At 58.2% G+C, this 24,202-nt stretch carries 30 protein-coding genes and 2 tRNA genes; 23 read left to right on the top strand and 9 right to left on the bottom strand.

What is annotated here, in order from left to right; all coding sequences use genetic code 11:
* Positions 1-135 precede the first annotated feature (135 nt).
* Positions 136-984, top strand: coding sequence for a carboxylating nicotinate-nucleotide diphosphorylase (gene nadC / locus TU80_RS19325; protein WP_046384727.1), 849 nt, complete (start codon positions 136-138; stop codon positions 982-984).
* 43 nt (positions 985-1,027) lie between these two features.
* On the opposite strand, the gene TU80_RS19320 is transcribed toward nadC, so the two are convergent.
* The 4 genes from TU80_RS19320 to TU80_RS19305 form a co-directional block, all read right to left on the bottom strand.
* Positions 1,028-1,333 carry a DUF6388 family protein gene (locus TU80_RS19320; RefSeq protein ID WP_017845466.1) on the bottom strand — a complete coding sequence of 102 codons (306 nt, stop codon included), beginning with the start codon at positions 1,331-1,333 and terminating at the stop codon, positions 1,028-1,030.
* Between the two features lie 133 nt (positions 1,334-1,466).
* Positions 1,467-1,542, bottom strand: a tRNA-Thr gene (locus TU80_RS19315).
* A 39-nt stretch (positions 1,543-1,581) separates the two neighbouring features.
* Positions 1,582-2,991, bottom strand: a complete 1,410-nt coding sequence (locus TU80_RS19310) for an O-antigen ligase family protein (RefSeq protein ID WP_057005140.1) — start codon at positions 2,989-2,991, stop codon at positions 1,582-1,584.
* Positions 2,992-3,026: 35 nt separating this feature from the next.
* Entirely contained in the window at positions 3,027-3,440 is a 414-nt protein-coding gene (locus TU80_RS19305; RefSeq protein WP_017845468.1) for a pilin, read from the bottom strand.
* A gap of 201 nt (positions 3,441-3,641) precedes the next feature.
* Between TU80_RS19305 and TU80_RS19300 the strand changes: the two genes are divergently transcribed.
* Genes TU80_RS19300 through yacG form a run of 4 tightly spaced genes read left to right on the top strand, consistent with a single transcriptional unit; the run spans position 3,642 to position 6,530 of the window.
* The gene (locus TU80_RS19300) at positions 3,642-4,850 is read left to right on the top strand and encodes a type II secretion system F family protein (RefSeq protein WP_057005139.1); all 1,209 of its coding nucleotides are present in this window, start codon (positions 3,642-3,644) and stop codon (positions 4,848-4,850) included.
* Positions 4,847-5,713, top strand: a complete 867-nt coding sequence (locus TU80_RS19295) for a prepilin peptidase (RefSeq protein WP_057005138.1) — start codon at positions 4,847-4,849, stop codon at positions 5,711-5,713. The genes TU80_RS19300 and TU80_RS19295 overlap by 4 nt, the downstream gene beginning before the upstream one ends.
* Positions 5,710-6,333 carry a dephospho-CoA kinase gene (gene coaE, locus TU80_RS19290; protein ID WP_017845471.1) on the top strand — a complete coding sequence of 208 codons (624 nt, stop codon included), beginning with the start codon at positions 5,710-5,712 and terminating at the stop codon, positions 6,331-6,333. The genes TU80_RS19295 and coaE overlap by 4 nt, the downstream gene beginning before the upstream one ends.
* Positions 6,330-6,530 (top strand): DNA gyrase inhibitor YacG, encoded by a 201-nt coding sequence (yacG, locus tag TU80_RS19285; protein ID WP_017845472.1) that lies wholly within the window; start codon positions 6,330-6,332, stop codon positions 6,528-6,530. The genes coaE and yacG overlap by 4 nt, the downstream gene beginning before the upstream one ends.
* Here the strand turns inward: yacG and TU80_RS19280 are convergent.
* From TU80_RS19280 to TU80_RS19265, 4 genes are all read right to left on the bottom strand, one after another.
* On the bottom strand, positions 6,527-6,742 hold the full coding sequence (locus tag TU80_RS19280; protein WP_003171680.1) for a hypothetical protein: 216 nt from the start codon (positions 6,740-6,742) through the stop codon (positions 6,527-6,529). The genes yacG and TU80_RS19280 overlap by 4 nt on opposite strands.
* A 76-nt stretch (positions 6,743-6,818) precedes the next feature.
* On the bottom strand, positions 6,819-7,508 hold the full coding sequence (locus TU80_RS19275) for an energy-coupling factor ABC transporter permease (RefSeq protein WP_046384732.1): 690 nt from the start codon (positions 7,506-7,508) through the stop codon (positions 6,819-6,821).
* Entirely contained in the window at positions 7,505-7,972 is a 468-nt protein-coding gene (locus TU80_RS19270; protein ID WP_057005137.1) for a hypothetical protein, read from the bottom strand. The genes TU80_RS19275 and TU80_RS19270 overlap by 4 nt, the downstream gene beginning before the upstream one ends.
* A gap of 253 nt (positions 7,973-8,225) precedes the next feature.
* Positions 8,226-8,975, bottom strand: coding sequence for a hydroxypyruvate isomerase family protein (locus TU80_RS19265; protein WP_057005136.1), 750 nt, complete (start codon positions 8,973-8,975; stop codon positions 8,226-8,228).
* Between the two features lie 170 nt (positions 8,976-9,145).
* On the opposite strand from TU80_RS19265, the gene TU80_RS19260 reads away from it, so the two are divergent.
* The 4 genes from TU80_RS19260 (at position 9,146) to TU80_RS19245 (ending at position 12,465) form a co-directional block, all read left to right on the top strand.
* Positions 9,146-10,048, top strand: coding sequence for a GntR family transcriptional regulator (locus TU80_RS19260; RefSeq protein ID WP_057005135.1), 903 nt, complete (start codon positions 9,146-9,148; stop codon positions 10,046-10,048).
* Positions 10,049-10,212: 164 nt separating this feature from the next.
* Entirely contained in the window at positions 10,213-10,842 is a 630-nt protein-coding gene (locus TU80_RS19255; RefSeq protein WP_017845475.1) for a DUF1780 domain-containing protein, read from the top strand.
* Between the two features lie 90 nt (positions 10,843-10,932).
* Positions 10,933-11,106 (top strand): DUF3094 family protein, encoded by a 174-nt coding sequence (locus TU80_RS19250; RefSeq protein WP_016976295.1) that lies wholly within the window; start codon positions 10,933-10,935, stop codon positions 11,104-11,106.
* Between the two features lie 60 nt (positions 11,107-11,166).
* Positions 11,167-12,465: an NAD(P)/FAD-dependent oxidoreductase gene (locus TU80_RS19245; protein ID WP_017845476.1), complete on the top strand. Its 1,299-nt coding sequence runs from the start codon at positions 11,167-11,169 to the stop codon at positions 12,463-12,465.
* Positions 12,466-12,580: 115 nt separating this feature from the next.
* Here TU80_RS19245 and TU80_RS19240 read toward each other — a convergent pair.
* Positions 12,581-12,657: transfer RNA gene (locus TU80_RS19240), tRNA-Pro, on the bottom strand.
* A gap of 242 nt (positions 12,658-12,899) precedes the next feature.
* Here TU80_RS19240 and TU80_RS19235 point away from each other — a divergent pair.
* The 14 genes from TU80_RS19235 to TU80_RS32735 all read left to right on the top strand — a co-directional run bounded on the left by TU80_RS19235 (position 12,900) and on the right by TU80_RS32735 (position 24,156).
* The gene (locus tag TU80_RS19235; protein ID WP_008437313.1) at positions 12,900-13,760 is read left to right on the top strand and encodes a ParA family protein; all 861 of its coding nucleotides are present in this window, start codon (positions 12,900-12,902) and stop codon (positions 13,758-13,760) included.
* 1 nt (position 13,761) lies between these two features.
* Entirely contained in the window at positions 13,762-14,520 is a 759-nt protein-coding gene (locus TU80_RS19230; protein WP_008437314.1) for a hypothetical protein, read from the top strand.
* Positions 14,517-15,218 (top strand): DUF2786 domain-containing protein, encoded by a 702-nt coding sequence (locus TU80_RS19225; protein ID WP_008437315.1) that lies wholly within the window; start codon positions 14,517-14,519, stop codon positions 15,216-15,218. Before TU80_RS19230 ends, TU80_RS19225 begins: the two co-directional genes overlap by 4 nt.
* Positions 15,215-15,934 carry an HNH endonuclease signature motif containing protein gene (locus TU80_RS31815; protein ID WP_020301295.1) on the top strand — a complete coding sequence of 240 codons (720 nt, stop codon included), beginning with the start codon at positions 15,215-15,217 and terminating at the stop codon, positions 15,932-15,934. Before TU80_RS19225 ends, TU80_RS31815 begins: the two co-directional genes overlap by 4 nt.
* On the top strand, positions 15,918-16,136 hold the full coding sequence (locus TU80_RS19215; RefSeq protein ID WP_008437317.1) for a hypothetical protein: 219 nt from the start codon (positions 15,918-15,920) through the stop codon (positions 16,134-16,136). The genes TU80_RS31815 and TU80_RS19215 overlap by 17 nt, the downstream gene beginning before the upstream one ends.
* Entirely contained in the window at positions 16,133-17,482 is a 1,350-nt protein-coding gene (gene dnaB, locus TU80_RS19210; RefSeq protein ID WP_008437319.1) for a replicative DNA helicase, read from the top strand. Before TU80_RS19215 ends, dnaB begins: the two co-directional genes overlap by 4 nt.
* 180 nt (positions 17,483-17,662) lie before the next feature.
* A complete protein-coding gene (locus tag TU80_RS19205; protein ID WP_008437321.1) occupies positions 17,663-18,184 on the top strand; it encodes a hypothetical protein in 522 nt (173 codons plus the stop codon).
* Positions 18,181-18,420 carry a type II toxin-antitoxin system HicA family toxin gene (locus tag TU80_RS31810; RefSeq protein WP_008437325.1) on the top strand — a complete coding sequence of 80 codons (240 nt, stop codon included), beginning with the start codon at positions 18,181-18,183 and terminating at the stop codon, positions 18,418-18,420. Before TU80_RS19205 ends, TU80_RS31810 begins: the two co-directional genes overlap by 4 nt.
* Positions 18,420-19,421, top strand: coding sequence for a nucleoid-associated protein YejK (gene yejK, locus TU80_RS19200; RefSeq protein WP_008437326.1), 1,002 nt, complete (start codon positions 18,420-18,422; stop codon positions 19,419-19,421). The genes TU80_RS31810 and yejK overlap by 1 nt, the downstream gene beginning before the upstream one ends.
* A gap of 33 nt (positions 19,422-19,454) precedes the next feature.
* The gene (locus tag TU80_RS33730) at positions 19,455-19,691 is read left to right on the top strand and encodes an Arc family DNA-binding protein (RefSeq protein ID WP_008437327.1); all 237 of its coding nucleotides are present in this window, start codon (positions 19,455-19,457) and stop codon (positions 19,689-19,691) included.
* Positions 19,688-21,454, top strand: a complete 1,767-nt coding sequence (locus tag TU80_RS19190) for a ParB family protein (RefSeq protein WP_008437328.1) — start codon at positions 19,688-19,690, stop codon at positions 21,452-21,454. The genes TU80_RS33730 and TU80_RS19190 overlap by 4 nt, the downstream gene beginning before the upstream one ends.
* Positions 21,455-21,482: 28 nt before the next feature.
* Complete coding sequence (locus tag TU80_RS19185; protein ID WP_008437329.1) at positions 21,483-22,178, top strand: DUF2857 domain-containing protein; 696 nt, start codon at positions 21,483-21,485, stop codon at positions 22,176-22,178.
* Complete coding sequence (locus TU80_RS19180) at positions 22,175-23,476, top strand: STY4528 family pathogenicity island replication protein (protein WP_019816979.1); 1,302 nt, start codon at positions 22,175-22,177, stop codon at positions 23,474-23,476. Before TU80_RS19185 ends, TU80_RS19180 begins: the two co-directional genes overlap by 4 nt.
* Entirely contained in the window at positions 23,473-24,156 is a 684-nt protein-coding gene (locus TU80_RS32735) for a hypothetical protein (RefSeq protein WP_125919920.1), read from the top strand. The genes TU80_RS19180 and TU80_RS32735 overlap by 4 nt, the downstream gene beginning before the upstream one ends.
* The last annotated feature ends 46 nt before the right edge of the window (positions 24,157-24,202 follow it).

Below are 24,202 nucleotides of genomic sequence, written 5' to 3'. Positions count from 1 at the left end.
GCAAGGCGCGAGATTATCTTGCAAATGGGGGTCGTTGCGCCAGCGAACTCTGTCATAGCGCTGTAAATGAGCACGCCACTGGGTTCAAACGCGCACAGCCCCTATAATCGGCGCACTTTGTTTGTGGAGCCTGTTATGCCGAATCTCCGTCTTGCCGACCTCACCGCCGAAATCGAAGCCAACGTGCGCCGCGCACTGCGCGAAGACATCGGCAGCGGCGACATCACCGCGCAATTGATCCCGGCCGAACGGCTGGCCAAGGCCACGATCATCACCCGCGATGCGGCCGTTATCGCTGGCACGGCCTGGGTGGACGCGGTGTTCCGCCAACTGGACCCGCGGGTCGCGGTGCATTGGCTGGTGGCCGACGGTGAACGCGTCAGCCCCAACCAGGCACTGTTCCACCTCGAAGGCCCGGCACGTTCGCTGCTCAGCGGCGAACGCAGCGCGCTGAATTTCCTACAGATGCTCTCCGGCGTCGCCACACGCGCCCAGTACCTGGCGGATAGTGTCGCGAGCACCCAGGTCAAGTTGCTCGACACGCGCAAGACGCTGCCGGGCCTGCGTCTGGCGCAGAAATACGCCGTGACCTGTGGCGGTTGCCACAACCATCGCATCGGTTTGTATGACGCGTTCCTGATCAAGGAAAACCATATCGCCGCCTGTGGCGGTATCGCCCAGGCGATTTCGGCCGCGCACAAGATCGCCCCGGGCAAACCGGTGGAAGTCGAAGTGGAAAGCCTGGACGAATTGCGCGAAGCGTTGGCGGCGGGCGCCGATATCATCATGCTCGACGAACTGAGCCTGGATGACATGCGTGAAGCCGTGCGCCTGAACGGCGGCAAAGCCAAGCTGGAAGCCAGCGGCGGGATCAACGAAAAAACCCTGCTGCCCATCGCTGAAACCGGGGTGGACTACATCTCCATCGGCGCGATGACCAAGGATGTGAAAGCGGTGGACCTGTCGATGCGCCTCAGTATCTGAAGCCCGTTGCAGGAGCCGGGTTGCCGGCTCCTGCAACAGCGGTTCAGACCACCAGGTTATTCATCTCGCAATACTCTTCCCATTCGACACCGAGCACTTCAGCCGCCTCTTGGTGCAAGGCCAGCCGTGCGGCTTCGAACTCGTCCGCTGACGAGGTGTACTTGAGGCTCAGCTCCCATGGCTGGAGGCCCTGGCTCTCGGCCTCGTCCTCGAATGCCCACTGGATCTGGTCGCGCTGATCGTCAGCGCTCAGGTCCTTGATCTCTTCTTTAAGCTGCGGCGATTCCCCGAGGTATTTGTCGAGGGCTGCTTGGTGCCGAACTTCCTGGGTCATTTCAGTCGTGGTCATGTTGTTCTCTTAGATCGAGGAATGGGGATGCATCTGGGTCATCAAGGTTGCGCAGATACAAAAGAGCGGGCACGAATGCCGACTCGCCTGGCCTTCAGAACCATTCTGGGATCATCTGAAAACGGTGTTGCTTTGGTGCCCGAGACAGGAATCGAACCTGCGACCTTCGCGTTACGAGTGCGCTGCTCTACCGGCTGAGCTACACGGGCGGTGGGCTAAAGCTAGCACCGCATCGGGCGTCCGGCAACTCACTGACGTCGCAGGGCAATCACCCCTTGGGCCCAGAAGCGCGGCTGCAGGTGTTGGTTGCCACCTTCAAGATAGTCTTGCTGGGCTTGCTCGATGTGCGGGGCATCACGCATCACGACCCACACCAGCAGGCCAACGGACAGCACCGCCGCCACCCGCCACCCTGCCCAGGCCCATGGCAGCGACGCGCCAGGAGCGGCGCGCCACACGTGCAGCGCCATCAACCAGCCCACCACCAGCGCCAACCAGACCTGCGAGTTGGGCATCACGATGACGCCGTCGACCATTGCTTGCGTGAGCGCGCCCAGCAATGCCGCGAACAGGCACCCGCGCAGCAAGTCCACGCGCTCTGTAGAACAAGCCCGCGTCCGCAACACGCGGAGGGTGGCCCAGCCACCGCGCCACGCCAAGGCAGCCACGCACAAGGCCGAGGGAACGCCCCACTCGCTGGCCCATTGCAGGATTGCCTGGTGCGGGTGCGCGGCGATCGGGTTGGCGATATCCGCGAAATGCATCGGCCCGAACCCCAGCCACGGACGCTCGACGATCATGTGCCAGGCCTGCCACCAGATCGGGCCACGCCCCGACAGCGAAGTGGTGAGGCGATCGCTGACGCCACTGCCGACCTCGACACCCAGCGCACCCGTCAACAGCGTGAACAACACCGTATACAGCAACAAACCGCCGCACACCGCAGCCAATTGCCAGGCCAACCAGCGTCGCCCCCACGGCCCGAGCAGCGCCAACGCCACACCGGCCACCGCCATGCCGAGCCAGGTGCCGCGGGTGCCGCCGCTGATCGCGATCAACCACCACACACACAGCAACGCAAACACCGCGCCGCGCACGGAGCGGGAGACCTTGGGCATCAGCAAGGGCAGCGCCAGCAATGGCAGGGTGAAGGTCTGGAATTGACCGTAGAAGCGCTTGTTGGAAAACCCGGACAGCAACGCGTCCGGATCAAGAACCCGCGCGCCACTGGCGAAGGCGAGCGCGCCGGCATACAGGTATTGGATCGACTTGATCAGGCACAGCAGCACCACCATCAGGATCAGCACGCGGTCCAACGGCTCACCTGCATGACGGCGCAGCAGGGCAACCGCGACGGCGATCGCCCCACAGCTGATGAACAGCGCGACCTCGGTGAAGGCCCAGAGCGGCTGATGGGCCAGTGCCGATGACACCAGGCCCAGCCCAACGATCAGCACCAGGCCCAGGGCCGTCGGCCGGTCCACCAGACGCTCGACGGGAACGACCGTCAACCCATACACCACCGCGCCCAGGCCCATGGCCACCTGCATTGCGCGTTGCCAGTCATGCCCGCTGAACGGTGCGCAGATACCCAGCGCGAGCAAGCACGCTGCAATCACCAGGAACGTCTTGTCGCGCTGCTGCGGGGATAACGACATCGGCCACCTTTACGTCCGTGCGCAGGGTTTGGCAGTCATGCCCCGTCGGCGCCACACCCTTTGGCGGCGTACTTGGCCTCTGCCGTCGTGGCGCATTTCCAGCCGGCGGTGGCGCTGCGCGTCAGGGTAATGGTCTTGCCCAGTACCGGTGCCGGGGCGTCGAGGATTTCGCAACTGATGGAACCGGCGCCGGTGGCGACATCCCCTGCCACATCGATCTTGCAATTGGCGGTCGGGCTGGTGCCACCGATCAATGCCACGGTTGGTACTGTGCCTTGGTTGAATACATCCTCGTAGCCGGCTTTCAACGCGGTGATTTCAGCCAGCCCGGCCGTGAACTTGGCCTTGGCCTGATGCGTGGTGTACATGGGCAAGCCAATGGTGGCCAAAATGCCGATGATTGCCACGACGATCAATAACTCGATCAAAGTAAAACCTTTCTGACGCATCACATTCCTCTCCAGAACAGAACCCATGACAAGGCGCGTCCTGCGCCCCGTATCGTGCAGCCGCGCCAGTGTACTCACCCGCGAGCGGCCAATCGCGTCCAAGACGCACAATCTGACATTTTATCGTTGAACGCCGAGCAATCCGAATCCGTCACCTGGCTACGCTATAAAGATTCGACGACCTGTGTGCGGAACAGAGACATGACCAACGCTGCCACGACATACGCCTGGGAAGGCATCAACCGCCAGGGACGCAGGGTGTCCGGGCAAACCGTCGGCCACGACCTCGCGCGGGTCAAGGCACAACTGCGCCAGCAAGGGATTTGCCCTGGCCGCGTGCGCAAACAATCCGCCGGCCTGCCAAGCCTCGCTGCGCCGATCAAACCGGCGGACATTGCCCTGTTCACCCGCCAACTGGCGACACTGCTGAAGGCCGGCATTGCGTTGCTGCAAGCCTTCGACGTGATCAGCGAAGGCTTCGACAACCGTCACATGTACAGGCTGGTAAAAGGCCTGAAACAGGAGATCGGCGCCGGGAATACCCTGGCGTCGGCCCTGCGCAAACAGCCGCGCTACTTCGATGACCTGTACTGCAACCTGGTGGCGGCGGGTGAGCAGGCCGGCGCCCTGGAAACCCTTCTGGAGCGGGTGGCGGATCACCTGGAAAAGAGCGAACGGCTCAAGGCCCGGATCAAGAAGGCCATGACCTACCCCATCGCGGTCATCGTGGTCGCCAGCCTTGTCAGCAGTCTCTTGCTGATCCATGTGGTGCCGCAATTCCAGAACCTGTTCGCCAGCGTGGACAGCGAGTTGCCCGGTTTTACTCTGTACGTGATTGCCTTGTCCGAGTTCCTGCAACAAGCCTGGTGGATGCTGGCGCTCAGCCTGGGCGCGGGAGGTCTGGGGTTGCGCCGGGCCTATCGCGTATCGCCCGGTTTTCGTCATTGGCTGGATGCCAGTTTGTTGAAAGCGCCCCTGGCAGGCACACTGCTGAAAAAGTCGGCGGTCGCCCGCTACGCGCGCACGCTTTCGACTACGTTCGCGGCCGGAGTGCCTTTGGTGCAGGCCCTGGATTCAGTGGCCGCCGCTGCCGGCAACCAGCTATTCAAACAGGCTATCGAACATATGCGTCACGATGTATCCACAGGCATGCCGCTGAATCGGGCCATGGCCGCCAGCGGCCTGTTCCCTGGCATGGCGATCCAGATGACGGCGATTGGTGAAGAATCCGGCACCCTGGAGCACATGCTGGAAAAAGTCGCGAGCCACTATGCGTCGGACGTCGACACGCTGGTCGACCAGCTCACCAGCCTGATGGAACCGCTGATCATGGTGGTGCTCGGCGGGATTGTCGGCGCTTTGGTAATCGCCCTGTACCTGCCGGTCTTCCAACTCGGTACGGCATTTTGAGCCTGCTGTTGAGCCAGCAGCCGTGGGCCTTTGTCGCCATGGCAATGGTGCTGGGCTTGATCGTGGGCAGTTTCCTCAACGTGCTGGTGTGGCGCCTGCCGAAAATGCTTGAACGGGAATGGCGCGCACAGGCCCATGAAGTGCTCGGTTTGCCCGGCGACCCCTTCGGGCCGAGATACAACCTGATGCAGCCCAATTCCTGCTGCCCACACTGCAATCAGCCGATTCGGCCGTGGGAAAACATCCCGCTGCTCAGCTACCTGATGCTCCGGGGCCGCTGTGCCCATTGCCGCGAAGCGATCAGTACGCGTTATCCCTTGACCGAACTGGCGTGCGGGTTGATCTCGGCCGTGGTGGCCTGGCATTTCGGCTTTGGCTGGCAAGCGGGCGCAGTGATGCTGTTGAGCTGGGGCTTGTTGGCGATGAGCCTGATCGACGTCGACCACCAACTGCTGCCCGATGTGCTGGTCCTGCCGCTATTGTGGCTGGGGCTGATGCTTAACAGCGTCGAGCTGCTGGTGCCCCTGCCCGATGCACTGTGGGGTGCAGTGATCGGCTACATGAGCCTGTGGACGGTGTTCTGGCTGTTCAAGCTGGCCACCGGCAAGGACGGCATGGGCTACGGCGACTTCAAGTTGTTGGCGCTGCTCGGCGCCTGGGGTGGCTGGCAAATCCTGCCGATGACGCTGCTGATGTCATCGCTGGTGGGCGTGTGCGGCGGGCTGATCCTGCTGCGTCGGAGCAAGATCCAGGCGGCCACGCCGATGCCGTTTGGTCCCTATCTGGCAATTGCCGGCTGGATTGCCGTGCTCTGGGGTGGTCAAATAACCGACTTCTATTTGCAGTCTGTCGGTTTCAAATGACCACTCCTGTTGCAACACCCTGGATTCTTGGCCTTACGGGCGGCATCGGCAGCGGCAAGAGCGCCGCGGCCCAGCACTTCAGCGACCTCGGCGTAGACCTGGTAGACGCCGATCACGCCGCGCGCTGGGTGGTCGAACCCGGCCGGCCGGCGCTCGCCAGCATTGTCGAACACTTCGGTGCCGGCGTGCTGCAGCCCGACGGCCAGCTGGACCGCGCCGCATTGCGCAAGTTGATCTTTGAAGTGCCGCAAGAACGCCGCTGGCTGGAAGCCTTGCTGCACCCGTTGATTGGCGAAGAGATTCGCAACCACCTGGCGCGTGCGCGCTCGCCTTACGCGATCCTGGTGTCGCCGCTGCTGATCGAATCCGGCCAGCACAGCATGACCCAACGCATCCTGGTGATCGACGTGCCGCAATCCCTGCAGATTCAGCGTACCCTGCAGCGCGACGGCATCAGCGAACAACAGGTGCAGGCGATACTCAAGGCCCAGTCCAGCCGCGAAGACCGCCTGAGCCATGCCGATGACGTGCTGGTCAATGACCGCGACCTCGCCTGGTTGCACAGCGAGGTCGAACGACTGCACCACTTTTACCTTACTTTGCGTGGAGGCCGATCATGAGCCAACCCTTGACCGTCGAATGCCCAACCTGCGGCGCACCCGTGGAATGGAAAGCGACCAACCTCAACCGGCCGTTCTGCTCGGACCGTTGCAAGCTCATCGACCTGGGTGCCTGGGCCGCTGAGGAACATAAGATCCCCGTGGCGCCGGACGCCGAAGACGAGCTGTTTTCCGAAGACCTGCCACCGCGCCATTAAGGCCGCATAAAGGCATATTCCTGCTGGTCGTCGAGGTTCTCTGCCAGGTATTGCAACTCGTCGGCCAGGTCTTCGAAACTGCGCACGCCCTTGCTCTGCTGCACCACCGCGCTGAGCATCGCGCGCAAGGTCAAGCCTGGATCAAAGCCGATTTCTTGTGCCGCGTCCTGGCTTCTGCGCAACTCCTGACGTGCCCATTCATACACACTCATGATCCGTGCTCCCATCTTGCTCAGGAAAAGTTTCGCAAAGCATGGGCCCGCCACGCTGGGCGCGATTTGATCTGAGTCAAGTCTGCGAATTGTCGTCTTTCCAGGGCGCCGAGAGGTAGCGCGTGCGGTTGAATGTCTCCAGCCATTCCGGGCAAAACACCACCAGGGCGCTGATGACCATGCCGTTGATGAAGGCCTCGGGGAAGATGATCAACCACAGGTAACCGACAAAATCCTCCAGCCATTCCGGCATCGCGAAACGCCCGTCGAACCACAACACCCCCAGCCCGGCCAACAGGCAGAGCAACGCCGACAAAGCGGCGGCAAAAAAGCCGGAACAGAAGATGTAGACGAACGGGTTACGCGGTTGTGCCCGCTCGACAAGCACCGCGCAGGTTTCAGTGACCAGCACCGGCAGCACGACCAGCAGCAGGCCGTTGAGGCCCACGGCCGCCAGGTCCTGGCGACCCAGCAACAGCAAGCCCAACTGCGCGGCGAAACCGCCGACGATTGCCAGCGGCCAGTCGAGCAGCAGGGTCACGGCCGTCATGCCGATAAAGTGGTAGGAGACCCCGGTATCGAAGTCCCGCCTCACCAACCACAACATGAATAACGCGAACACGGTACCGAACAGCAAATGCTGGCGCCGCCGGTCAGCGAACAGCTCGACCCACGGCGAACGCATGATCGCCCACAACAGCACCGGCGCGTACAACAGCCAGCCGATGCCGAGGGTTCCCGGCGCCAGCACCGCGGCACTGATCACGGTTTCACCTGCTCCAGGGCCTCGCGCAGTTCAGCCGCAGAGCCGTACTCGTGGCGCGCTGTCAGCTTGCCGTTATTCAGTTGCAGCCACAGCACCTTATCCACAGGCGCGGGATAACGCGGAGCGATGCGTGCGTCCCGGTCCAGCATGACCCGGTAGTTGTAGGACTGCATGGCCGGCACCGCGAACAGCTTGGCGACCAGCCGAGGCATGCGCTGGATATCCGCGACAAACACCCCATGCCGTGCTTCGAGATAGCCTTTGGGCTGGCCTTGCAGGGCGGCGTCCACCAGCTTGGCGGCATCCATGCTGCGGGCCACCAACAGGACCTGTGCCTGGTCATCCAGGGTGTAGGCCTGATCGAACTGATCCAGCAGCGTCCAGGGCGCCACGCGCTCACCCACTTCAACCGCCTGGGCCCACACGGGCAACAGGCTCAACAACAGCACGGCGAAAAACTTCACTGCACACCTCATGCTTGGGAAAAAACCGAGTCGACAGTCTACACCGGGCTTTAGCGCACAGACTTTCTACGGCCTAAATGGATGTGGGAAAACGGTAGCAGTCACTACATGTTCAATGATGACGGCCCGAACCTCTGCACTCCCAGTGATATCTGGCATGGAAAACTCGATCAGCGCATTCCGATACAACGACAACGCAGGCGGCAAGAGGACACACTCGCCGCCTTTAGTCGCGCTTCCTACGCATCGCCAACTAAGCACTGAACCGCTTGATCCAATCCAGGCTCTCAACCGTGAGGCCGGTAGGCCGGTATTCACAGCCGATCCATCCCTGATAACCGCATTGCTCTAGTGCTGCGAACAAGGCGCAGACGTCCATGTTCCCCGTCCCCGGCTGGTGACGACCCGGACAGTCGGCGATTTGCACATGAACGGTTCGCTCGTAAAAACGAGCCAGGACATCAGCCGCGTCTCCTGTCAGGAGCTGGGCGTGGTACAGATCAAGAATCAGCCCGACACTCGGGAAAGTCTCCAGAACTTGCTGCGCCTTGCTGAAGTCGGACATGTAATAGCCCGGCATTTCCTGCACGCAGATGACTTCGATCAGTGGACGCAAACCCTGGTCTTCAAGGTATTTCACCGCGTATTCCAGGTTTCCGCCGTACACGAGCGCGGCGTCATCCTGAGTGGTAACGCCCGACATGATGTGGACGTCCGAACACGCCAGCGCCTTTGCATAGCTGGCGGCCTGGAGCAAGCCGCTGCGAAAATCATCTTCCTTGCCATGCAACGCCGCGATGCCCTTGGTCACGCCGGTCGGCGCAGCAAATTGAATCAACGACAGGTTGTGTTGCGCCAAATGATCTGCAAGCAGGCTCGCGTCGAACTCATAAGGCGACGGGAATTCAACCGCGCAAAAACCAGCGGCGGCGGCGGCTTCGATGCGTTGCAGGAATGGCAATTCATTGAATTGAAAGCCAAGGTGAGCGTTGAATTTAAGCATAGGGCAGGTATCCGTCCTGGAAAGGAGCTTCAAAAAGGTTGTTCAACAAGTGCCTGCGCCTTTGGCGCAGACACTCGGCGCTGCTTGGTATGGTATTTTCCCACCCCAGTTCGATTGGGGGGCCGGCCCCGATAGGAACAGACTGACGCCGACCATTCGAGAGAGAGCCTGTGATCAAGAAAGACCTTGCCTTGCAGTTGGCGCCGCAGGTCATCGACATGGTTCGCGCCCGGTCGATGCGGGCCGGTGAGCCCTTGCGCGAGCAGACGTTCGCGCAAGCGCTGGGTGTTTCGCGCTCGCCTATCCGACGAGTGTTTGCCTTGCTTGCCGAGTGGAATCTTGCGACCCAAGAGCCCAATCGCGGCTACTTTCTGAAACAAGACGCCGGGGAGATCCAGGCATCCGCATTCCCTCTCGCCAGCGACCCTTTCGAAGACTTTTATCTTCGCGTAGTCGACGAAATTTTGGCTGGCGAAATACCTAGCCACTTTTTCGAAGCTCAGCTGTTGCGGCGTTACGAAGTGCCCCGAGGGCAATTGCTCAAGGTGTTGAACAGACTGGCTGGCGAAGCCATGGTGGAACGCAAACCGGGGCAAGGATGGGAGCTCAAAGACTTCGTGCATAACACGAAGGCTCACATCCAGAGCTACCGCTTCCGCATGGCTATCGAGCCGGCCGCCCTGCTCGAACCCGGCTATCAGGTAAACCAAGCCGCGTTTGCCAGTGCCAGGCAGCAGCAACAGGCCCTGATTGATGGGGGGATCAACACGCTGTCCCGCGTCCAACTGTTCCAGATCGGCGCTCAGTTTCACGAACTGATCGTGCAGTGCTCGGGGAATGTCTTTTTCATTGATGCCCTGCGCCAGCAGAACCAGCTCCGGCGTTTCATGGGCTACAAAGCGAATATCGATCGCAGTCGCCTTGTGACGCAATGCCAGGAGCACATCCATTTGCTCAACCTCATCGAGTCCGGTCGCCGCGAAGAAGCCGCGCAGTTTCTCTGGAGGCACCTGGACGAAGTGGGCCGGCTCAAAACTCATCAGGGCATCCTGCCAAAAAATGATGGGATCTAGAGAGCACCGCTGGCATCGATGAACCGCGCGCGCTCTGAAATTCGCACATCAGCTTAGCATGATTGTTCCCTGCGATAACAAAATACAAAATGGCGAACGACAGACTTTATTTTTTCGCGACGGAGTATGTTTTTAAGATCACATTTGGGCGCTAAGCTGCACGCATGGATGACTCAGATTATTTGCGCCTGCTCACCGTGGCAGCCGAACAAGCCAATGCGTTCCTTTCCAATGCCCGTAAATGGGAGCGTGAGCGTTGGGTCTGCCAGCGCCTGCTGCAAGGCTTGAACGTGCCGTACCGCGCCGAAGAGTTTCATGCCGCCGGGCAAGAACCGCCGGACGTGCTGTTTCGTGACGCCAGTTTCGAAGTGTTTTTCGTGCTGGACGAAGGACGCCGTCTGAACGATGAATGGCGCGACGAATTGCTGCGTCGACGCAGTGCGTTTTCCCTCAGCCAACTGGTCAGGCGCGAAGCCAAGCCGCGGCGGATTCCGGCCCATGAATTCCTGCTGCGCCTGGCGCCGACCCTGCGTAAAAAAGCGCACAACTACAAAGAACGCGGGATGGACCTGGGCGAGCTGGATATCGTCGCCTTCGCCAGCCTCAAGCGCGAGGTGCTGGACCTCAACAGTCATTTCCCACCGCCCACCGAATACTTGCGCCAGGGCTGGCGCTCGCTGTCGCTGGTGGGGCCGACGTTTGCCCGGGTACTGTTCGCCCACCCGGACGCGCCGGATTTCTTGCGCAACAATCTGGGGCGCAGCATCGTGTTCGACGTGGGCATCAGCCTGTGACGCGAGCACAGGCTACGCTTATGGCGATACCGCCAACCCCCTGACTGTAACGTGGCGCCCTTTTGCAACGTCTACCTGACGAGGCCTTATATGACCAGCCGCCTGAACCCCGACGACCAACAGCATGTCGAAGAGTACCTGCAACTCTCCCAGAACCGAGTCGAGCGCAAGCCTTTCCGGCCGTGGCTGCTCCTTGGTGTGGTGCTGGTGGTGGTGATCGGGCTCGGCCTGCTGAGCCGCCTTTTGAGTTACCTGACGCTATGAGCTGCCTGGCGCTCGCGGGGGTAACCGCTCCGATTTCTTTTAGCCTTGCGAGATATCCCCATGACCCATCGTATTATTATCGTCGGCGGCGGCGCCGGCGGCCTGGAGTTGGCTACCCGCCTGGGTAAGACTCTGGGCAAGCGCGGCACCGCCAGCATCACGCTGGTGGACACCAACCTGACCCATATCTGGAAACCGCTGCTGCACGAAGTGGCCGCCGGCTCGCTGAACTCTTCGGAAGACGAACTCAATTATGTCGCCCAGGCCAAATGGAACCACTTCGAGTTCCAACTGGGGCGCATGAGCGGGCTCGACCGTGAACAGAAGAAAATCCAACTGGCCGCGACCCTCGACGAAGAAGGCCGCGAACTGGTGCCTGCGCGCGTACTGGGCTACGACAGCCTGGTGATTGCGGTCGGCAGTACCACCAACGACTTCGGCACCGAAGGCGCGGCGCAACACTGCCTGTTCCTCGACACGCGCAAACAGGCGGAGCGCTTCCATCAGCAGTTGCTCAACCACTACCTGCGCGCCCATGCCGGGCAAACCGACGTGGTGGAAAAGATCAGCGTGGCCATCGTCGGCGCTGGCGCCACCGGGGTTGAACTGGCGGCCGAACTGCATAACGCCGCCCATGAACTGGCAGCCTACGGGCTGGACCGGATCAAACCGGAAAACATGCACATCACCCTGATCGAAGCCGGCCCACGGGTCCTGCCTGCCCTACCGGAGCGGATCGGCGGGCCGGTGCATAAAACCCTGGAGAAGCTCGGCGTGACGGTGCTGACCAACTCGGCGGTCAGCGAAGTGACGGCCGACGCGCTGATCACCAGCAGCGGCCAAGTGATTCCGGCCAGCCTGAAAGTGTGGGCCGCCGGCATCCGTGCGCCCGCCTTCCTCAAGGACATCGACGGCCTGGAAACCAACCGCATCAATCAACTGCAGGTGCTGCCGACACTGCAAACCACCCGCGACGAAAACATCTTCGCCTTCGGTGACTGCGCCGCCTGCCCGCAACCCGGCACCGACCGCAACGTACCGCCACGCGCCCAGGCCGCGCACCAGCAGGCTTCATTGTTGGCCAAATCGTTGAAGCTGCGGATCGAAGGCAAGGACCTGCCATCGTACAAGTACACCGACTATGGCTCGCTGATCTCGCTGTCGCGCTTCTCGGCGGTGGGTAACCTGATGGGCAACCTCACAGGCAGTGTGATGTTGGAAGGCTGGTTGGCGCGGATGTTCTATGTGTCGCTGTACCGCATGCACCAGATGGCGCTGTATGGGGTCTTCCGCACGGCGATGCTGATGCTGGGCAGCCGGATTGGGCGCGGAACTGAGCCACGTCTCAAACTTCACTAAACACGCGATCAATGTGGGAGGGGGCTTGCTCCCTCCCACATTGGTGTTGTGTTGGATTTGGGATAATTTCAGGCAAAAAAAATCCCCGTATCTTTCGATACGAGGATTTTTAATATGGTCGGGGTAAGGGGATTCGAACTCCTGACATCCTGCTCCCAAAGCAGGCGCGCTACCGGACTGCGCTATACCCCGGTAAAACAAAGGCGACCTCTCAGCCGCCTTCTTCGATCAGAGCTTTTGGCCGCTGATCTTAAGATCTGATTCCAGCGCTAACTGGTCTCAAAAATGGTGGGTCGTGTGGGATTCGAACCTACGACCAATTGGTTAAAAGACAATTGGTTTTAGTGCTTCATAGCCCAGGATCGTGTTCGCTACACATAGCTGTTTCCGTGGCCTCGCAGCCTCTAATGAACCCACATTAGAGGCTCCAAACCATGAAAATCTCTGCGGTCGTTTCGACCAAAGGCGGCGTAGGCAAAACTACCATCGAGGCCAACCTCGGCGCTTTTTGTGCGGATGCAGGCCTGCGCGTGCTCATGATCGACCTAGATCCTGCACAGCCTTCGCTCTCCTCGTATTACCAATTGGTCGATGAAGCTCAAGGAGGCATCTACGACCTGCTGGCATTCAATATCACCGAATCAGCCAAGATCATATCCAGCACCACGATACCAAACCTGTCGCTTGTCATTTCCAACGACATCAACAACCAACTGAACAGCCTGATCCTGCAAGCACCTGACGGACGGTTGCGACTCGCCAACCTGATGCCGGGCTTCAAAGATCATTTCGACCTGGTACTGATTGACACCCAAGGCGCCAGGTCGGCAATGCTCGAAATGGTGGTCCTAGCCTCTGATTTGGTCATATCCCCACTTCCGCCCAATATGCTCGCTGCACGGGAGTTCAGCCGGGGATCCATGCAGATGCTGGACGGCCTGCGCGCCTATGGGCGCCTGGGCATGAAAATCCCTCCTGTGCGGATCGTCGTCAACAATCTCGACCAAACCACCGACGCGCAAATGATCGAGCAGTCGGTACGGGAAATTTTCCAGGACAATGACGAAATCAACGTTCTGGAATGCGTCGTCCCCTCCGCAGTGGTGTTTCGTAACAGTTCATCCCTGGGCGTCCCAGTACACCGCTTGGAATACAGACAGCCTTCCAACCGCATATCCCCTGCAGCCCTTGTCGTGATCCGCCAATTGGCCATTGAGCTTTTTCCAGAATGGCGTGACCGCTTCGAGGCCATGACCGAGGAAAAGGTAGCTAACTTGGTGAGGGAGGGTCGTTGAAATGGCGAAGCCCTCCATTACCGACGCCCGCAGTATTACTGCAAACCTCATCCTAGAGGTTGGCAAGTACTACAGCGCTCAGCAATTGCGCAGCTTGCAAGCCAAGCTCAGTGGAACCGCACGAGAAATCCGAGCCCTGACAAGCGGTTACCAATTACCCGGTCGGATTGGCGCTCAGTTGAGCGTTGACCAGCTTCAGCTTTTGCAGGACGCCGCGAAGCTTATCGAGTCAGTGAACTCGAACATTAAGCACGCGAAGGAAAAGCGCGGCCGCGACGAAAACCAAGCCAAACGCCGTCAGCAAAGTCGATATGCCGAAGCCAAACGCCTGGTAGCTGAAACATATTTAGAACCCTTTGCTCCTGAGCCAACGGCTTTGGACCCTCTTCTAGATATTCTTAAAACAGCGCTGACGCTTAATCGAGCAGACGTTTTCAGGAATGGTTATTCCCCTAGGGAGTTCAATCTCAGGCTCCGTGATTACCTGTCGCCTGCCAGAACTCGAAAGCTCATTGGCTGGACCAGCCCAAGTGCTTTTTGGATAAGCACGGTTCTCTCTCTTCGTAATGACGTTGTGCAAGCTGTTGAGCAAGAGATTGCTTACGACGATGGGTCAAGTGTTCAAGACCGCCTTGATGCCCTGAAACAGAAGGTTGCGGACTGCCTTGCCCGGACTCACCTCTCTGCTGATGAGGAAGAAACACTTCGCCTGTGGTCAGAGGCGCTCTCCCCCCGCCTCCAACAGGAAGGGGGTGAATGATGGACAAGCAAAAAGTCCTCAGCAAGGTCGCCAAACTCATGGCGCTGGCCAAGTCACAAGGCGCTGCCCCAAACGAAGTGGAAATTGCACTTCGTCAAGCTCGCCATTTGATGAATCAGTACAACTTGGAACACACCGAAGTCGCTGCCCATACAATCGAAGAATCCATTGTGGGTACCAAAACCCGTCGGGCACCGCAGGATTGGCTGCACAACCTGGCCTCAATCTGTTCCCAAGCCTTCGATTGCAGCCACTTGGCGTATTTCAATCCGCTACTTGGCTGGTCCTTCAAGTTCTTGGGGAAAGGTATTTCACCCGATCTGGCAGCTCACACCTATTCAACGCTGCATCACCAGCTTGTCGCAGCCCGACGAGCTCATGTTGCCCAGCAGAAGCGCTGCCAACTGAAAACCAAACGTCACCGCGGCCAACTGTTTGCCGAGGGCTGGCTCAATGCCGTCGCCTCTAAGGTGAACCAGTTTGCAGGTGGGATAGACGAAAACACTGCGCTGGAGATCCAAGCCTACCTGGAATGGCATCATCCAAAACTAACGCTAGCCATTATCAAGCCCATCGAAGCCAAAGGTCATGACACCCGCTCTTTGCAAGCGGGATGGGACCAGGGCAAGCATGCCAGGCTGCATCGTGGTGTCGGACAGCAGTCACAAGGAGCCCTTGGGCATGGAGGGAGCCAATGAGAACTCATTCGCTTTCACCTTTGGCCATGGCGGCGCTGGAACAAGCCAGATCCCAACTTGGGCTTGCCCCGGTTCACAAACACCATGTTTGGAGTGAGGCAGAAGAGCGCTCGCTCATTGCCCGCTATCCCAATGAACCGACTCAGGTCCTAGCCGCCGAATTGGGGCTCAGCGTCTATCAGGTCTATGCCAAAGCCAAACGGCTGGGCTTGAGCAAAAGCGCCGAGTTTCTTCGCAGTAGTCTCTGTGGCCGGCTTGACGGCAAGTTGGGCGCAGAATTCCGCTTTCCCAAGGGATCCGTCCCATGGAATAAGGGCCTTAAGGGGCTCCCCTCCTCTGGCCGTATGACTCAGACGCAGTTTAAGGCCGGCAATAAACCGGGGAACTGGCTGCCTATTGGCAGCCTGCGCACAACTCCTGACGGTTATCAGCAGAAGAAAATCACCGATACCGGTTACCCACCCGTTGACTGGAAAGCCGTGCATGTACTGCTTTGGGAGGAGCATCACGGACCAGTCCCTATAAACATGTGCGTGTGCTTCAAGGACGGCAACAAGGCCCATATAGCCCTGAATAACCTGGAGTTGCTGACGAGAGCAGAACGTATGCGTCGGAACACCATTCATCGGTATCCGGAAGAGCTGAAATCCGCAATACGCGCTATCGGCAAACTCAAACGCACCATCCGGGAGGTTGAACATGAAGAACAAGATTGAAGATCTACGTAATCACCTGTTCGTCGCGATCGAGAGCCTCCTGGACCCAGAAAGACCAATGGAAATCGAACGGGCCAAAGCGGTTGCCGAGGTTGCTCAGGTCATGATCAATTCAGCGAAGGTTGAAGTCGACATGGTCAAAGCCCTGGGGGCACGCAACGGGAGTGGTTTTCTTCAGATAGGCCAGGAGTCTGGGAAATGAATCACCTTGACCTCTCACCTCCCTACTCCGTAGAGGCTGAACAAGGTGTGTTAGGTGGGCTACTGCTCGACAACAACACCTGGGATCTCGTCGCAGACAAACTGGATGCCTCTGATTTTTTCCGACACGACCATCGGTTGCTGTTCCGGACAATGGCAAGCCTTGCTGACAAGTCCATTCCGTTCGACATCGTCACCGTCCACAACGCGTTGGAGGAGCCAGACGAAGCCGGAGGGCTGAGCTATCTGGGCGAGCTGGCCAAAAACACGCCGTCTGTAGCCAACATCGAGCATTACGCATCCATCGTGCGTAATCGCTCTCGGCTCAGACAGCTCATGTCCCTTGGATACCAATGCTCTCGCGAGGCGACAGACCCGTTGGCAAGTGCGGAGGATGTTCAAGAATCAATTGAACAGCAACTGTTCGCTCTGGGTGAAGGCAAGAGCGCAACGGAATTCGTCAATATCAACCAATGCCTGACGAACGTCGTCGAACAAATAGACGAACATTTCAACGGCAATATCACCGTGACCGGCCTGCCTTCAGGCCTGGAGGACCTGGACGAGCTGACGTCGGGTTTTCAAGAAGCCGACCTGATCATCCTCGGCGCGCGCCCGTCTATGGGGAAGACCTCTCTGGCCTTGAACTTCATAGATACGGCTCTGCAGGCAAAGCTTGATCGTACAGTTCAGGTTTTCAGCATGGAAATGCCGGCCAAAGCACTGATGTATCGATTGATGGGCATCCTAGGCCATATCGATCTGGGCAGGCTATTGAAGGGCAAGCTCGATGATGATGATTGGCCGAAGCTGACTGCAGCGGTTTCTCGTATTAATGGCTATGGAGAGCGGCTGGTCATCGACGACTCATCAGCGCTCACGCCTGCAGTAATCAGAGCTAAATCTCGTCGAGCAGCTCGTCGCTTCGGACACCCGAGCTTGATCCTGATCGATTACCTGCAGCTCATGCGCTGCCCAGGTCAGGAAAACAGGGCCAACGAGATCAGCGCTATATCCCAGTCCCTCAAGGCCCTAGCGAAAGAGATGAATTGCCCGGTGGTTGCGCTTTCCCAGCTCAACCGAGAACTGGAGCGACGGCCAAATAAGCGTCCGATCAACGCAGACCTGCGTGATAGCGGTGCGATTGAACAGGACGCGGACCTGATTATGTTCGTCTACCGGGACGAGGTGTACCACCCTCAGAGCGAACACAAAGGCATTGCAGAAATCATTCTCGGCAAGGCGCGTAACGGCCCAACTGGGACCGTACGAACAGCCTTCATCGCCAATCAGACCCGGTTTGCCAACCTCAGTCCCAACGCCGGCTGGCAAGGGGCTCAACTATGAAAAAGCACACCTCAGCGATGAATACTCTCGTACGCATCACTCACTGGTGCCTTCAATGCGATAGCCACCACCCGAAACATCAAGTGAGTGGCGCTCCAGCCTTACCCGGCGGTGAAGTGGACGAGCTTATTTGCCCTACTTGCAATAGCTATGACATCGAGGAGCTTCAGGAGGTGTCGGATGCACAGTAGCGCCGAGCTATTTCCTAGTATCCATGCCGGTGCCGTGTTCGAAGCCTCTGCTGTGGCTCATGCCCATAAATCTGGGATCAACCCGGTGGAGCTCGACGCATTAGCTCAAGCGATCGGCCGCCTTGCTCGTGACCACAGCACCGTGGTCCCAATGAGCATGCGTGAGGATCTGTTGGAGTTTGAGAAGCTCGGCTACGTCGAGCTGACCAACACGCCCAGCGCAACAATTACCGTTGAACTGCTCTGTGCGGGCGCCTTGCTATCCAGCTACTTCTGGTCGGTTTGGGTGCCCCGCTACCTCCAGTGCTGCTCGCTGAAAGTGGCCGTCATGTCTCACCTGCAACACCCCGCGGAAGTTCAGCACTGCAGCGTGGTGTTCCGCGTGCCTGGAGCACGTGAGGCTACGCGTCACTTTTTGCATGAGCTCGGTACCAAGTTTCCTGGCGATCAGGCTGAAATCATCGCGATCCAGACCGGTAACGTTCTGGCAGACAGGGATGCAGAGCTATGACCACCAATCTCCTACGCGGAAAAAGCGAGAGCCTTCGTGTACTCGTGAAGTTTGCTGAAGCGAATGGCTGGACGGTGTCTCGCACTCAAGGTGGCCATATCAAGTTCACGAAATCTGGCCTTGGATCGATTTACACCTCATCAACCGCAAGCGATTACCGCTCAGGCCTCAACGCCAAAGCCCGTATTCGTCGTGCTGATCGAGCTCAAACCCTACACTCGCAGGAGGCAATCTAATGCCTATCCGTCATTGCATCGTCCACCTGATCGACAAAAAACCCGATGGCACACCTGCTGTTCTCCAGGCACGCGATTCGGAGCTATCCGAATCGGTCGCCATCGAGAACATGCTTGCCGACCTCAACGAGAGCTATAACGCCAAACAAGGCAAGGCCTGGGGTTTCTTCCATGCCGAGTCCGGCGCGCACCCGTTTAGCGGCTGGTTAAAGCAGTACTTTGAAGGTGACCAGGACTTCACCGCCTTCAGCCACACGGCGGTCGAGCATCTGCAAAAGCTGATGGAAGAGTCCAACCTCTCCACCGGTGGCCACGTACTGTTTGCCCATTACCAGCAAGGCATGACCGACTACCTAACTGTCGCCCTGCTCCACCACAGTGAAGGCGTGGTGGTTACTGACGATCTGGACGTCACTCCTTCACGCCACCTGGACGTTGGCCAGTTGCACCTGGCAGCGCGTATCAACTTGTCCGAGTGGCAGAACAACAAGCAATCCAAGCAGTACATCTCGTACATCAAAGGCAAAAACGGTAAGAAGATCTCGGGGTATTTCAGCGACTTCATTGGCTGCATGGAAGGCGTCGACGGCCCGGGCGAAACCCGCGCCCTCCTCAAGGCGTTCAGCGACTTCGTTGAAAACGAAGACCTGCCAGACGAATCGGCCCGCGAGAAAACCAAGGCCCTGGTGGACTACGCCACCAGCCAGGCCAAGCTCGGTGAACCCATGGGCCTGGAGGAACTGTCAGGCTTGATCGATGAAGATCGCCCCAAGGCGTTCTACGACCATATCCGCAATAAGGACTACGGCCTGTCGCCGGAAATCCCCCTGGATAAACGCACTCTCAACCAATTCCGTCGGTTCACCGGCCGTGCCGAAGGCTTGTCCATCAGTTTTGAAGCGCATCTGCTAGGGGACAAGATCGAGTACGACGAGGCGTCCAATTCATTAGTCATCAAGGGGTTACCTACCCAACTCACTGATCAGTTGAAACGTCGCTGAACACACTTTCTACCCTAGGCATCGGAGCCCACCATGAGTAACAAACCACAGCGTCTGCATGAAGAAAAATTCGTTATTCGCCTGCCCGACGGGATGCGCGAACGCATCGCGTTGGAAGCACGTGAAAACGCCAGGTCGATGAACTCAGAAATTGTTTATCGGCTGGAGACAACTGCCGAACTTGAAGCTGCTCTGGATCGTGCTTTGAAAATCATTGACCAGCTTTTGGCGGCAAGCCCGGCTTATGAGCAGCCAGGAGCCAGAGTATGAAAGCGTCTTTGGCCCAAACCATGAAAGATAAGCTGTTGCTGCCGGCGTTTGAATCGAAGTCGCCGGTGGCAGCGCGAATGAGCGACCCCATCGTCGATACCCCCATGCTGTTGACTCTCGACGAAACGCTGCCGTATGACGAAAACCCAAGGACGACTCGTAACCCGAAGTACGATGAAATTAAAGAGTCGATACGAAATCGGGGACTCGATACGCCACCTCCCGTCACTCGTAAACCTGGGGAAGATAAGTACCGGATCCGCAACGGCGGCAACACTCGCCTGGCAATTTTAAACGAGTTGTATCGTGAGACCGGCGACGAGAAGTACTTCAAGTTTCACTGCCTATTTCGACCCTGGGACGCCGTTCGGGGCGAAATCATCTCGCTCACCGGCCACTTGGCTGAAAACGACCTCCAAGGCCAGCTCCTGTTCATTGAGCGGGCTATTGGGGTCGACAAAGCGAGAGCGCTGTATGAAACAGAGGCAGGGGAGTCTATCTCATTACGTGAGCTTTCACGGCGGCTGTCAGCGGATGGCTACCCGGTCTCCGCGTCTCACTTGAGTCGTATGCACGACACCATTCGGTACTTACTGCCAGCAATTCCAGGCGCGCTGTACTCTGGACTGGGAGTAGACAGAATCATAAAGCTTCTGTCTTTGCGCAAAACAGCTCTTCAGTGCTGGGATCGCAATTATCAAGAGCAGGAGCAGCACCTTGATTTCGATACGCTTTTCCAAGATGTACTGTCCCAGTTTGAGGGCGACGCTGAAGAATTTCTATTCCAGCGATTTCAGGACGAACTGATAGATCACCTTAAAAAGCCGCTGAACCTCGGCTACGAGCAAATACTGTTGGAAATCACTCAGAACCAGGACCAATTGCGCCGGTCTACGCCGGTTCTTGAGCTGCCACAGTACCCTGCATCGCAATTTGAGGGGGGGACTCAACTTAACGTTTCGAACAATGGCATTGAGGCTAATCAGAACCCTCTACAACTACCCCCTACTACTTCGGGGGGCAGCACACATAAGACGACGCCCTCCAAAGAGAGTCCTTCACCTCAAGGGGTGCAACAGCAACTGGCCCCAACTCCGCAGGAGCAAATGAGCCCACAAGAGCGCCAAGCACGTATCGATGGGCACGTTGCGAGCCCTGTGAAGACTTCTCCCAGAGTCGACAAGATGAAACGGGAGCTCGCTGCGCTTGACGGTGAGGTCTTGCCCGACTTCGCCTCCAATGCCTTGGTGGCCATCCCTGTTCAAGCTGGCGGACTCAATCCCATTTCTGACCTTTGGTACATCGAACGCGAAATAGACAATACCGCGACCCTGCGTCAGCACATCGCTCAATTGGCTCGCGAAATAGCCAGCTCGGTCAAAGCCCCAGGTCAATTTATCGATATCGATGGTGGCGTCGGGTTCAGCTACCGACACCCCGAAGCGGAAGTCGAAATTACTGCCACAGCCCAACATACCTTGACGCTGCTCCAGTCTTTGAGCGGCTCGATGGCCATCGTACTGAAAATGATTCAGCAGCAACCCAAGCTTCAAATCGACGCGTTGGCTGACTTTGAGTTCGCAGCCGGACTGGGCCAGATCTTACTGGGCCAGCCTCACACAAAAGATCAGCCCCCTGAAAGTGAATGCCGTCTCAGCGACGGCGCTCTAGTGAAGCTGTTCCGCATTATTCGTCTCGCAAGACGTTTGATTGACCTGGAAATCCAGTCAGTCGCCAACAACGGTCCGAATTCAGCCAGTTAACACACGGACTCTACAAGGGGGAGTCGTCATGTCCAAGACACCAATAAATGAAGCAATCCTGTCACAGGTGCTTCATCACATGCGTAATGGCCAACTTCGGCGCTGCATCGAAATGGGCCTGGAGCCAGAGATATTGGCTCAGCTCCAACAACCTTCAGTACTGAGCTTGCTGCTTAACACTCCCGTGTCTTGGTGCAACGTCACCATTGATGGGGACATGGTAAAAAAACTACTGTCAGGCGCGCAGCGTTCTGATGAAGAAGTGCGCATGATTGAACGTGCGCTGCGACTTGGCGCGACCACTCAAATGCTGCAACAGTTCTTCGGGCTGTCTCCGCAGGATGTGGCCCTTCAACGCCTAATGATCGGCGTGACGGCACGTCGTGGCCGTTGGCGCGAATTCAGTGAGGAGATGGACGCTCAGCTTTGGTACCGATGGACGCACCTAATGCAAGAGCATCAGGTAGAGCTTGGCGACAGTCTCGCGTTGCTGGACATCGCCATGTTGGTCGCCGAGGAACTCAATGCTCCACAGGATACTAGCCCAGATGAGACCCACGAAAACCTCAGCCTGGCCATCATCTGGCATCGCATTCAGTCCTGGATAAAGGAAGGGCTTTACCCTCCTGCAAACCCTGGCCTTCCGAGAAGGCTACAGCTTGTGTCTTCTCAACGACTTGCACAGCCTGCAGCGACATCGGTGGAAGGTGACTCTGTATTATGAGGTTGTCTCGGCTTCCCTTGTCGACGCTTTTAGACTCGGCCTCGGGTCACCTTGAAGCTCATTTGCTTCAGAAAAAAGAGTCGGCGCCTCCGGGGATTGAAGGGTCTTCCCCCTACTCCGGAATTATTTTCAGCGGGAACCCACACGAAACGGTTCCTCGCCGATTGCTTTTGGATGATCGCTTAACCCCGCTTGAAAGAAACACCTGGCAGGTATTTCGCCTACTGATCAATGACGACGGCCTTACGGCGTTCCCTACCTATGACCAACTGCGGCCATATTTGGGTATGCAACCCGGTAGGCCTGCCTCGCGTGAAACTGTATCAAAAGCATTAGTGACCTTACGTCTCACCCGTTGGCTTAGCCTGGGGCGACGGGTGCGCAATGATCTGAGTGGACAAGTGCAAGGCAACGTCTACCTGCTTCACGACGAACCGGTCACACCGGCCGAAGCTATAGAGTTCGACAAGGACTACTTGCAGCTACTCGCGCAGTCAATGCAGCACCAGACCAAGGTGATTCGCGAAGTGGCAGAAATTGCCTGGAAGGAATTTGCAGCTGATCCTGATGTTGGCCAACGCTTACCTAGCAGGCTGGACATCATCGAATCCCGCATGAATAGCCAGGCCTGGACCAAAGCGCAGGCTCCAGTCGTTCTTAAAGCGACTGAGTTCGGAATCCGAACTCAGCAAAATATAGCTCTATCTCCACTGAGTTCGGATACCGAACTCAGTGAAAAAGGCGAAGAGCGAATCGCTTTGGAGCAGAGTTCGGATGCCGAACTCAGCCGTAAATCACTGAGTTCGGACTTAGTTCGGCATCCGAACTCATATAGTACGTATACAGATACACACAAAGATGTTTGTAAAAGCTCTGTACATGTACCGCCCACACCAAACGACATCGCTGCCGATTTGCTCGGTGCACTGCATCGACTACCGGTCGAGCAAAAACAGAACGCGGTCCTGGCGCTGCAAAAGGTTCCAGCAGAGTTGAAAACCGCGCTCATCAAACAATGGGTCCACCGCTGTGACTCGGGAGGGGTCCGAAACCCGCTTGGATACTTAATGACGCTCGTCGGCATGGCCGTTCGCGGCGATTTCAACAGCCAATGGAACCCTGACGACAAGGCAAAAGCGAGCCCCGAGCGTCAAGACGCTTCAGCCCCGCCAGAGGGCGCAGAGCAGCCGACGAAGACGCTAACGCAGACGCGTAGCCCTGAGTCGATACAAACCGCAAAACACACACTCAGCGGAATGCTGCATCTGCTGAAGCCTAATCGGGGTACACATCCATGATGTCAGGTGGACAACCAGAATATCGTGGTAACGCGGCCCAGAGCGAAGCGGTCGTGACCGGAATCTGTGCCAGCTACACAGCAAGTGTTGCGGCCCGCAACACCCTGACAGGAACCGAAATACGCCGCGGCCGCCACGCAAGTGACTCGGCCCAAATCACTTGCCCAGGATCCGGCATTCGTGCCAGCGACACGGCAAGTGTTGTGGCCCACAACACCCTGACAGCATCCGGCACCGGAGGTGGCCGCCATATAAGTGGTGCGGCCCGCACCACCTTGGCAGGATCCGGCATCCGTGCCGGCGACATGGCAAGTGTTGTGGCCCACAACACCCTGACAGCATCCGGCACCGGAGGTGGCCGCCATATAAGTGGTGCGGCCCGCACCACCTTGGCAGGATCCGGCATCCGTGCCGGCGACACGGCAAGTGTTGTGGCCCACAACACCCTGACAGCATCCGGCACCGGAGGTGGCAGCCATATAAGTGGTGCGGCCCGCACCACCTTGGCAGGATCCGGCATCCGTGCCGGCGACATGGCAAGTGTTGTGGCCCACAACACCCTGACAGCATCCGGCACCGGAGGTGGCCGCCACGCAAGGGATTCGGTCCGCACCGGCGAGTTTCAGCTCTTCCTATATAGAAGCCTCAACAAATCCCCTTCCATCGGGCTACGTATTTAATGCTGCGTCTCCTATAGCCAAATTGCAGCATGGGTACGTCAATCCT

Origin of the sequence: Pseudomonas veronii (assembly GCF_001439695.1) — a bacterium.
Classification (GTDB): domain Bacteria; phylum Pseudomonadota; class Gammaproteobacteria; order Pseudomonadales; family Pseudomonadaceae; genus Aquipseudomonas; species Aquipseudomonas veronii.
This window is presented reverse-complemented; position numbering and strand designations above follow the sequence as displayed.

Excerpts from the sequence above, each read along its gene's own strand:
- nadC (WP_046384727.1), top strand. The coding sequence starts at position 136 with ATGCCGAATCTCCGTCTTGCCGACCTCACCGCCGAAATCGAAGCCAAC.
- TU80_RS19320 (WP_017845466.1), bottom strand. The coding sequence starts at position 1,333 with ATGACCACGACTGAAATGACCCAGGAAGTTCGGCACCAAGCAGCCCTC.
- TU80_RS19310 (WP_057005140.1), bottom strand. The coding sequence starts at position 2,991 with ATGTCGTTATCCCCGCAGCAGCGCGACAAGACGTTCCTGGTGATTGCA.
- TU80_RS19305 (WP_017845468.1), bottom strand. The coding sequence starts at position 3,440 with ATGCGTCAGAAAGGTTTTACTTTGATCGAGTTATTGATCGTCGTGGCA.
- TU80_RS19300 (WP_057005139.1), top strand. The coding sequence starts at position 3,642 with ATGACCAACGCTGCCACGACATACGCCTGGGAAGGCATCAACCGCCAG.
- coaE (WP_017845471.1), top strand. The coding sequence starts at position 5,710 with ATGACCACTCCTGTTGCAACACCCTGGATTCTTGGCCTTACGGGCGGC.
- yacG (WP_017845472.1), top strand. The coding sequence starts at position 6,330 with ATGAGCCAACCCTTGACCGTCGAATGCCCAACCTGCGGCGCACCCGTG.
- TU80_RS19280 (WP_003171680.1), bottom strand. The coding sequence starts at position 6,742 with ATGAGTGTGTATGAATGGGCACGTCAGGAGTTGCGCAGAAGCCAGGAC.
- TU80_RS19265 (WP_057005136.1), bottom strand. The coding sequence starts at position 8,975 with ATGCTTAAATTCAACGCTCACCTTGGCTTTCAATTCAATGAATTGCCA.
- TU80_RS19255 (WP_017845475.1), top strand. The coding sequence starts at position 10,213 with ATGGATGACTCAGATTATTTGCGCCTGCTCACCGTGGCAGCCGAACAA.
- TU80_RS19250 (WP_016976295.1), top strand. The coding sequence starts at position 10,933 with ATGACCAGCCGCCTGAACCCCGACGACCAACAGCATGTCGAAGAGTAC.
- TU80_RS19245 (WP_017845476.1), top strand. The coding sequence starts at position 11,167 with ATGACCCATCGTATTATTATCGTCGGCGGCGGCGCCGGCGGCCTGGAG.
- TU80_RS19235 (WP_008437313.1), top strand. The coding sequence starts at position 12,900 with ATGAAAATCTCTGCGGTCGTTTCGACCAAAGGCGGCGTAGGCAAAACT.
- TU80_RS19230 (WP_008437314.1), top strand. The coding sequence starts at position 13,762 with ATGGCGAAGCCCTCCATTACCGACGCCCGCAGTATTACTGCAAACCTC.
- TU80_RS19225 (WP_008437315.1), top strand. The coding sequence starts at position 14,517 with ATGATGGACAAGCAAAAAGTCCTCAGCAAGGTCGCCAAACTCATGGCG.
- TU80_RS31815 (WP_020301295.1), top strand. The coding sequence starts at position 15,215 with ATGAGAACTCATTCGCTTTCACCTTTGGCCATGGCGGCGCTGGAACAA.
- TU80_RS19215 (WP_008437317.1), top strand. The coding sequence starts at position 15,918 with ATGAAGAACAAGATTGAAGATCTACGTAATCACCTGTTCGTCGCGATC.
- dnaB (WP_008437319.1), top strand. The coding sequence starts at position 16,133 with ATGAATCACCTTGACCTCTCACCTCCCTACTCCGTAGAGGCTGAACAA.
- TU80_RS19205 (WP_008437321.1), top strand. The coding sequence starts at position 17,663 with ATGCACAGTAGCGCCGAGCTATTTCCTAGTATCCATGCCGGTGCCGTG.
- TU80_RS31810 (WP_008437325.1), top strand. The coding sequence starts at position 18,181 with ATGACCACCAATCTCCTACGCGGAAAAAGCGAGAGCCTTCGTGTACTC.
- yejK (WP_008437326.1), top strand. The coding sequence starts at position 18,420 with ATGCCTATCCGTCATTGCATCGTCCACCTGATCGACAAAAAACCCGAT.
- TU80_RS33730 (WP_008437327.1), top strand. The coding sequence starts at position 19,455 with ATGAGTAACAAACCACAGCGTCTGCATGAAGAAAAATTCGTTATTCGC.
- TU80_RS19190 (WP_008437328.1), top strand. The coding sequence starts at position 19,688 with ATGAAAGCGTCTTTGGCCCAAACCATGAAAGATAAGCTGTTGCTGCCG.
- TU80_RS19185 (WP_008437329.1), top strand. The coding sequence starts at position 21,483 with ATGTCCAAGACACCAATAAATGAAGCAATCCTGTCACAGGTGCTTCAT.
- TU80_RS19180 (WP_019816979.1), top strand. The coding sequence starts at position 22,175 with ATGAGGTTGTCTCGGCTTCCCTTGTCGACGCTTTTAGACTCGGCCTCG.
- TU80_RS32735 (WP_125919920.1), top strand. The coding sequence starts at position 23,473 with ATGATGTCAGGTGGACAACCAGAATATCGTGGTAACGCGGCCCAGAGC.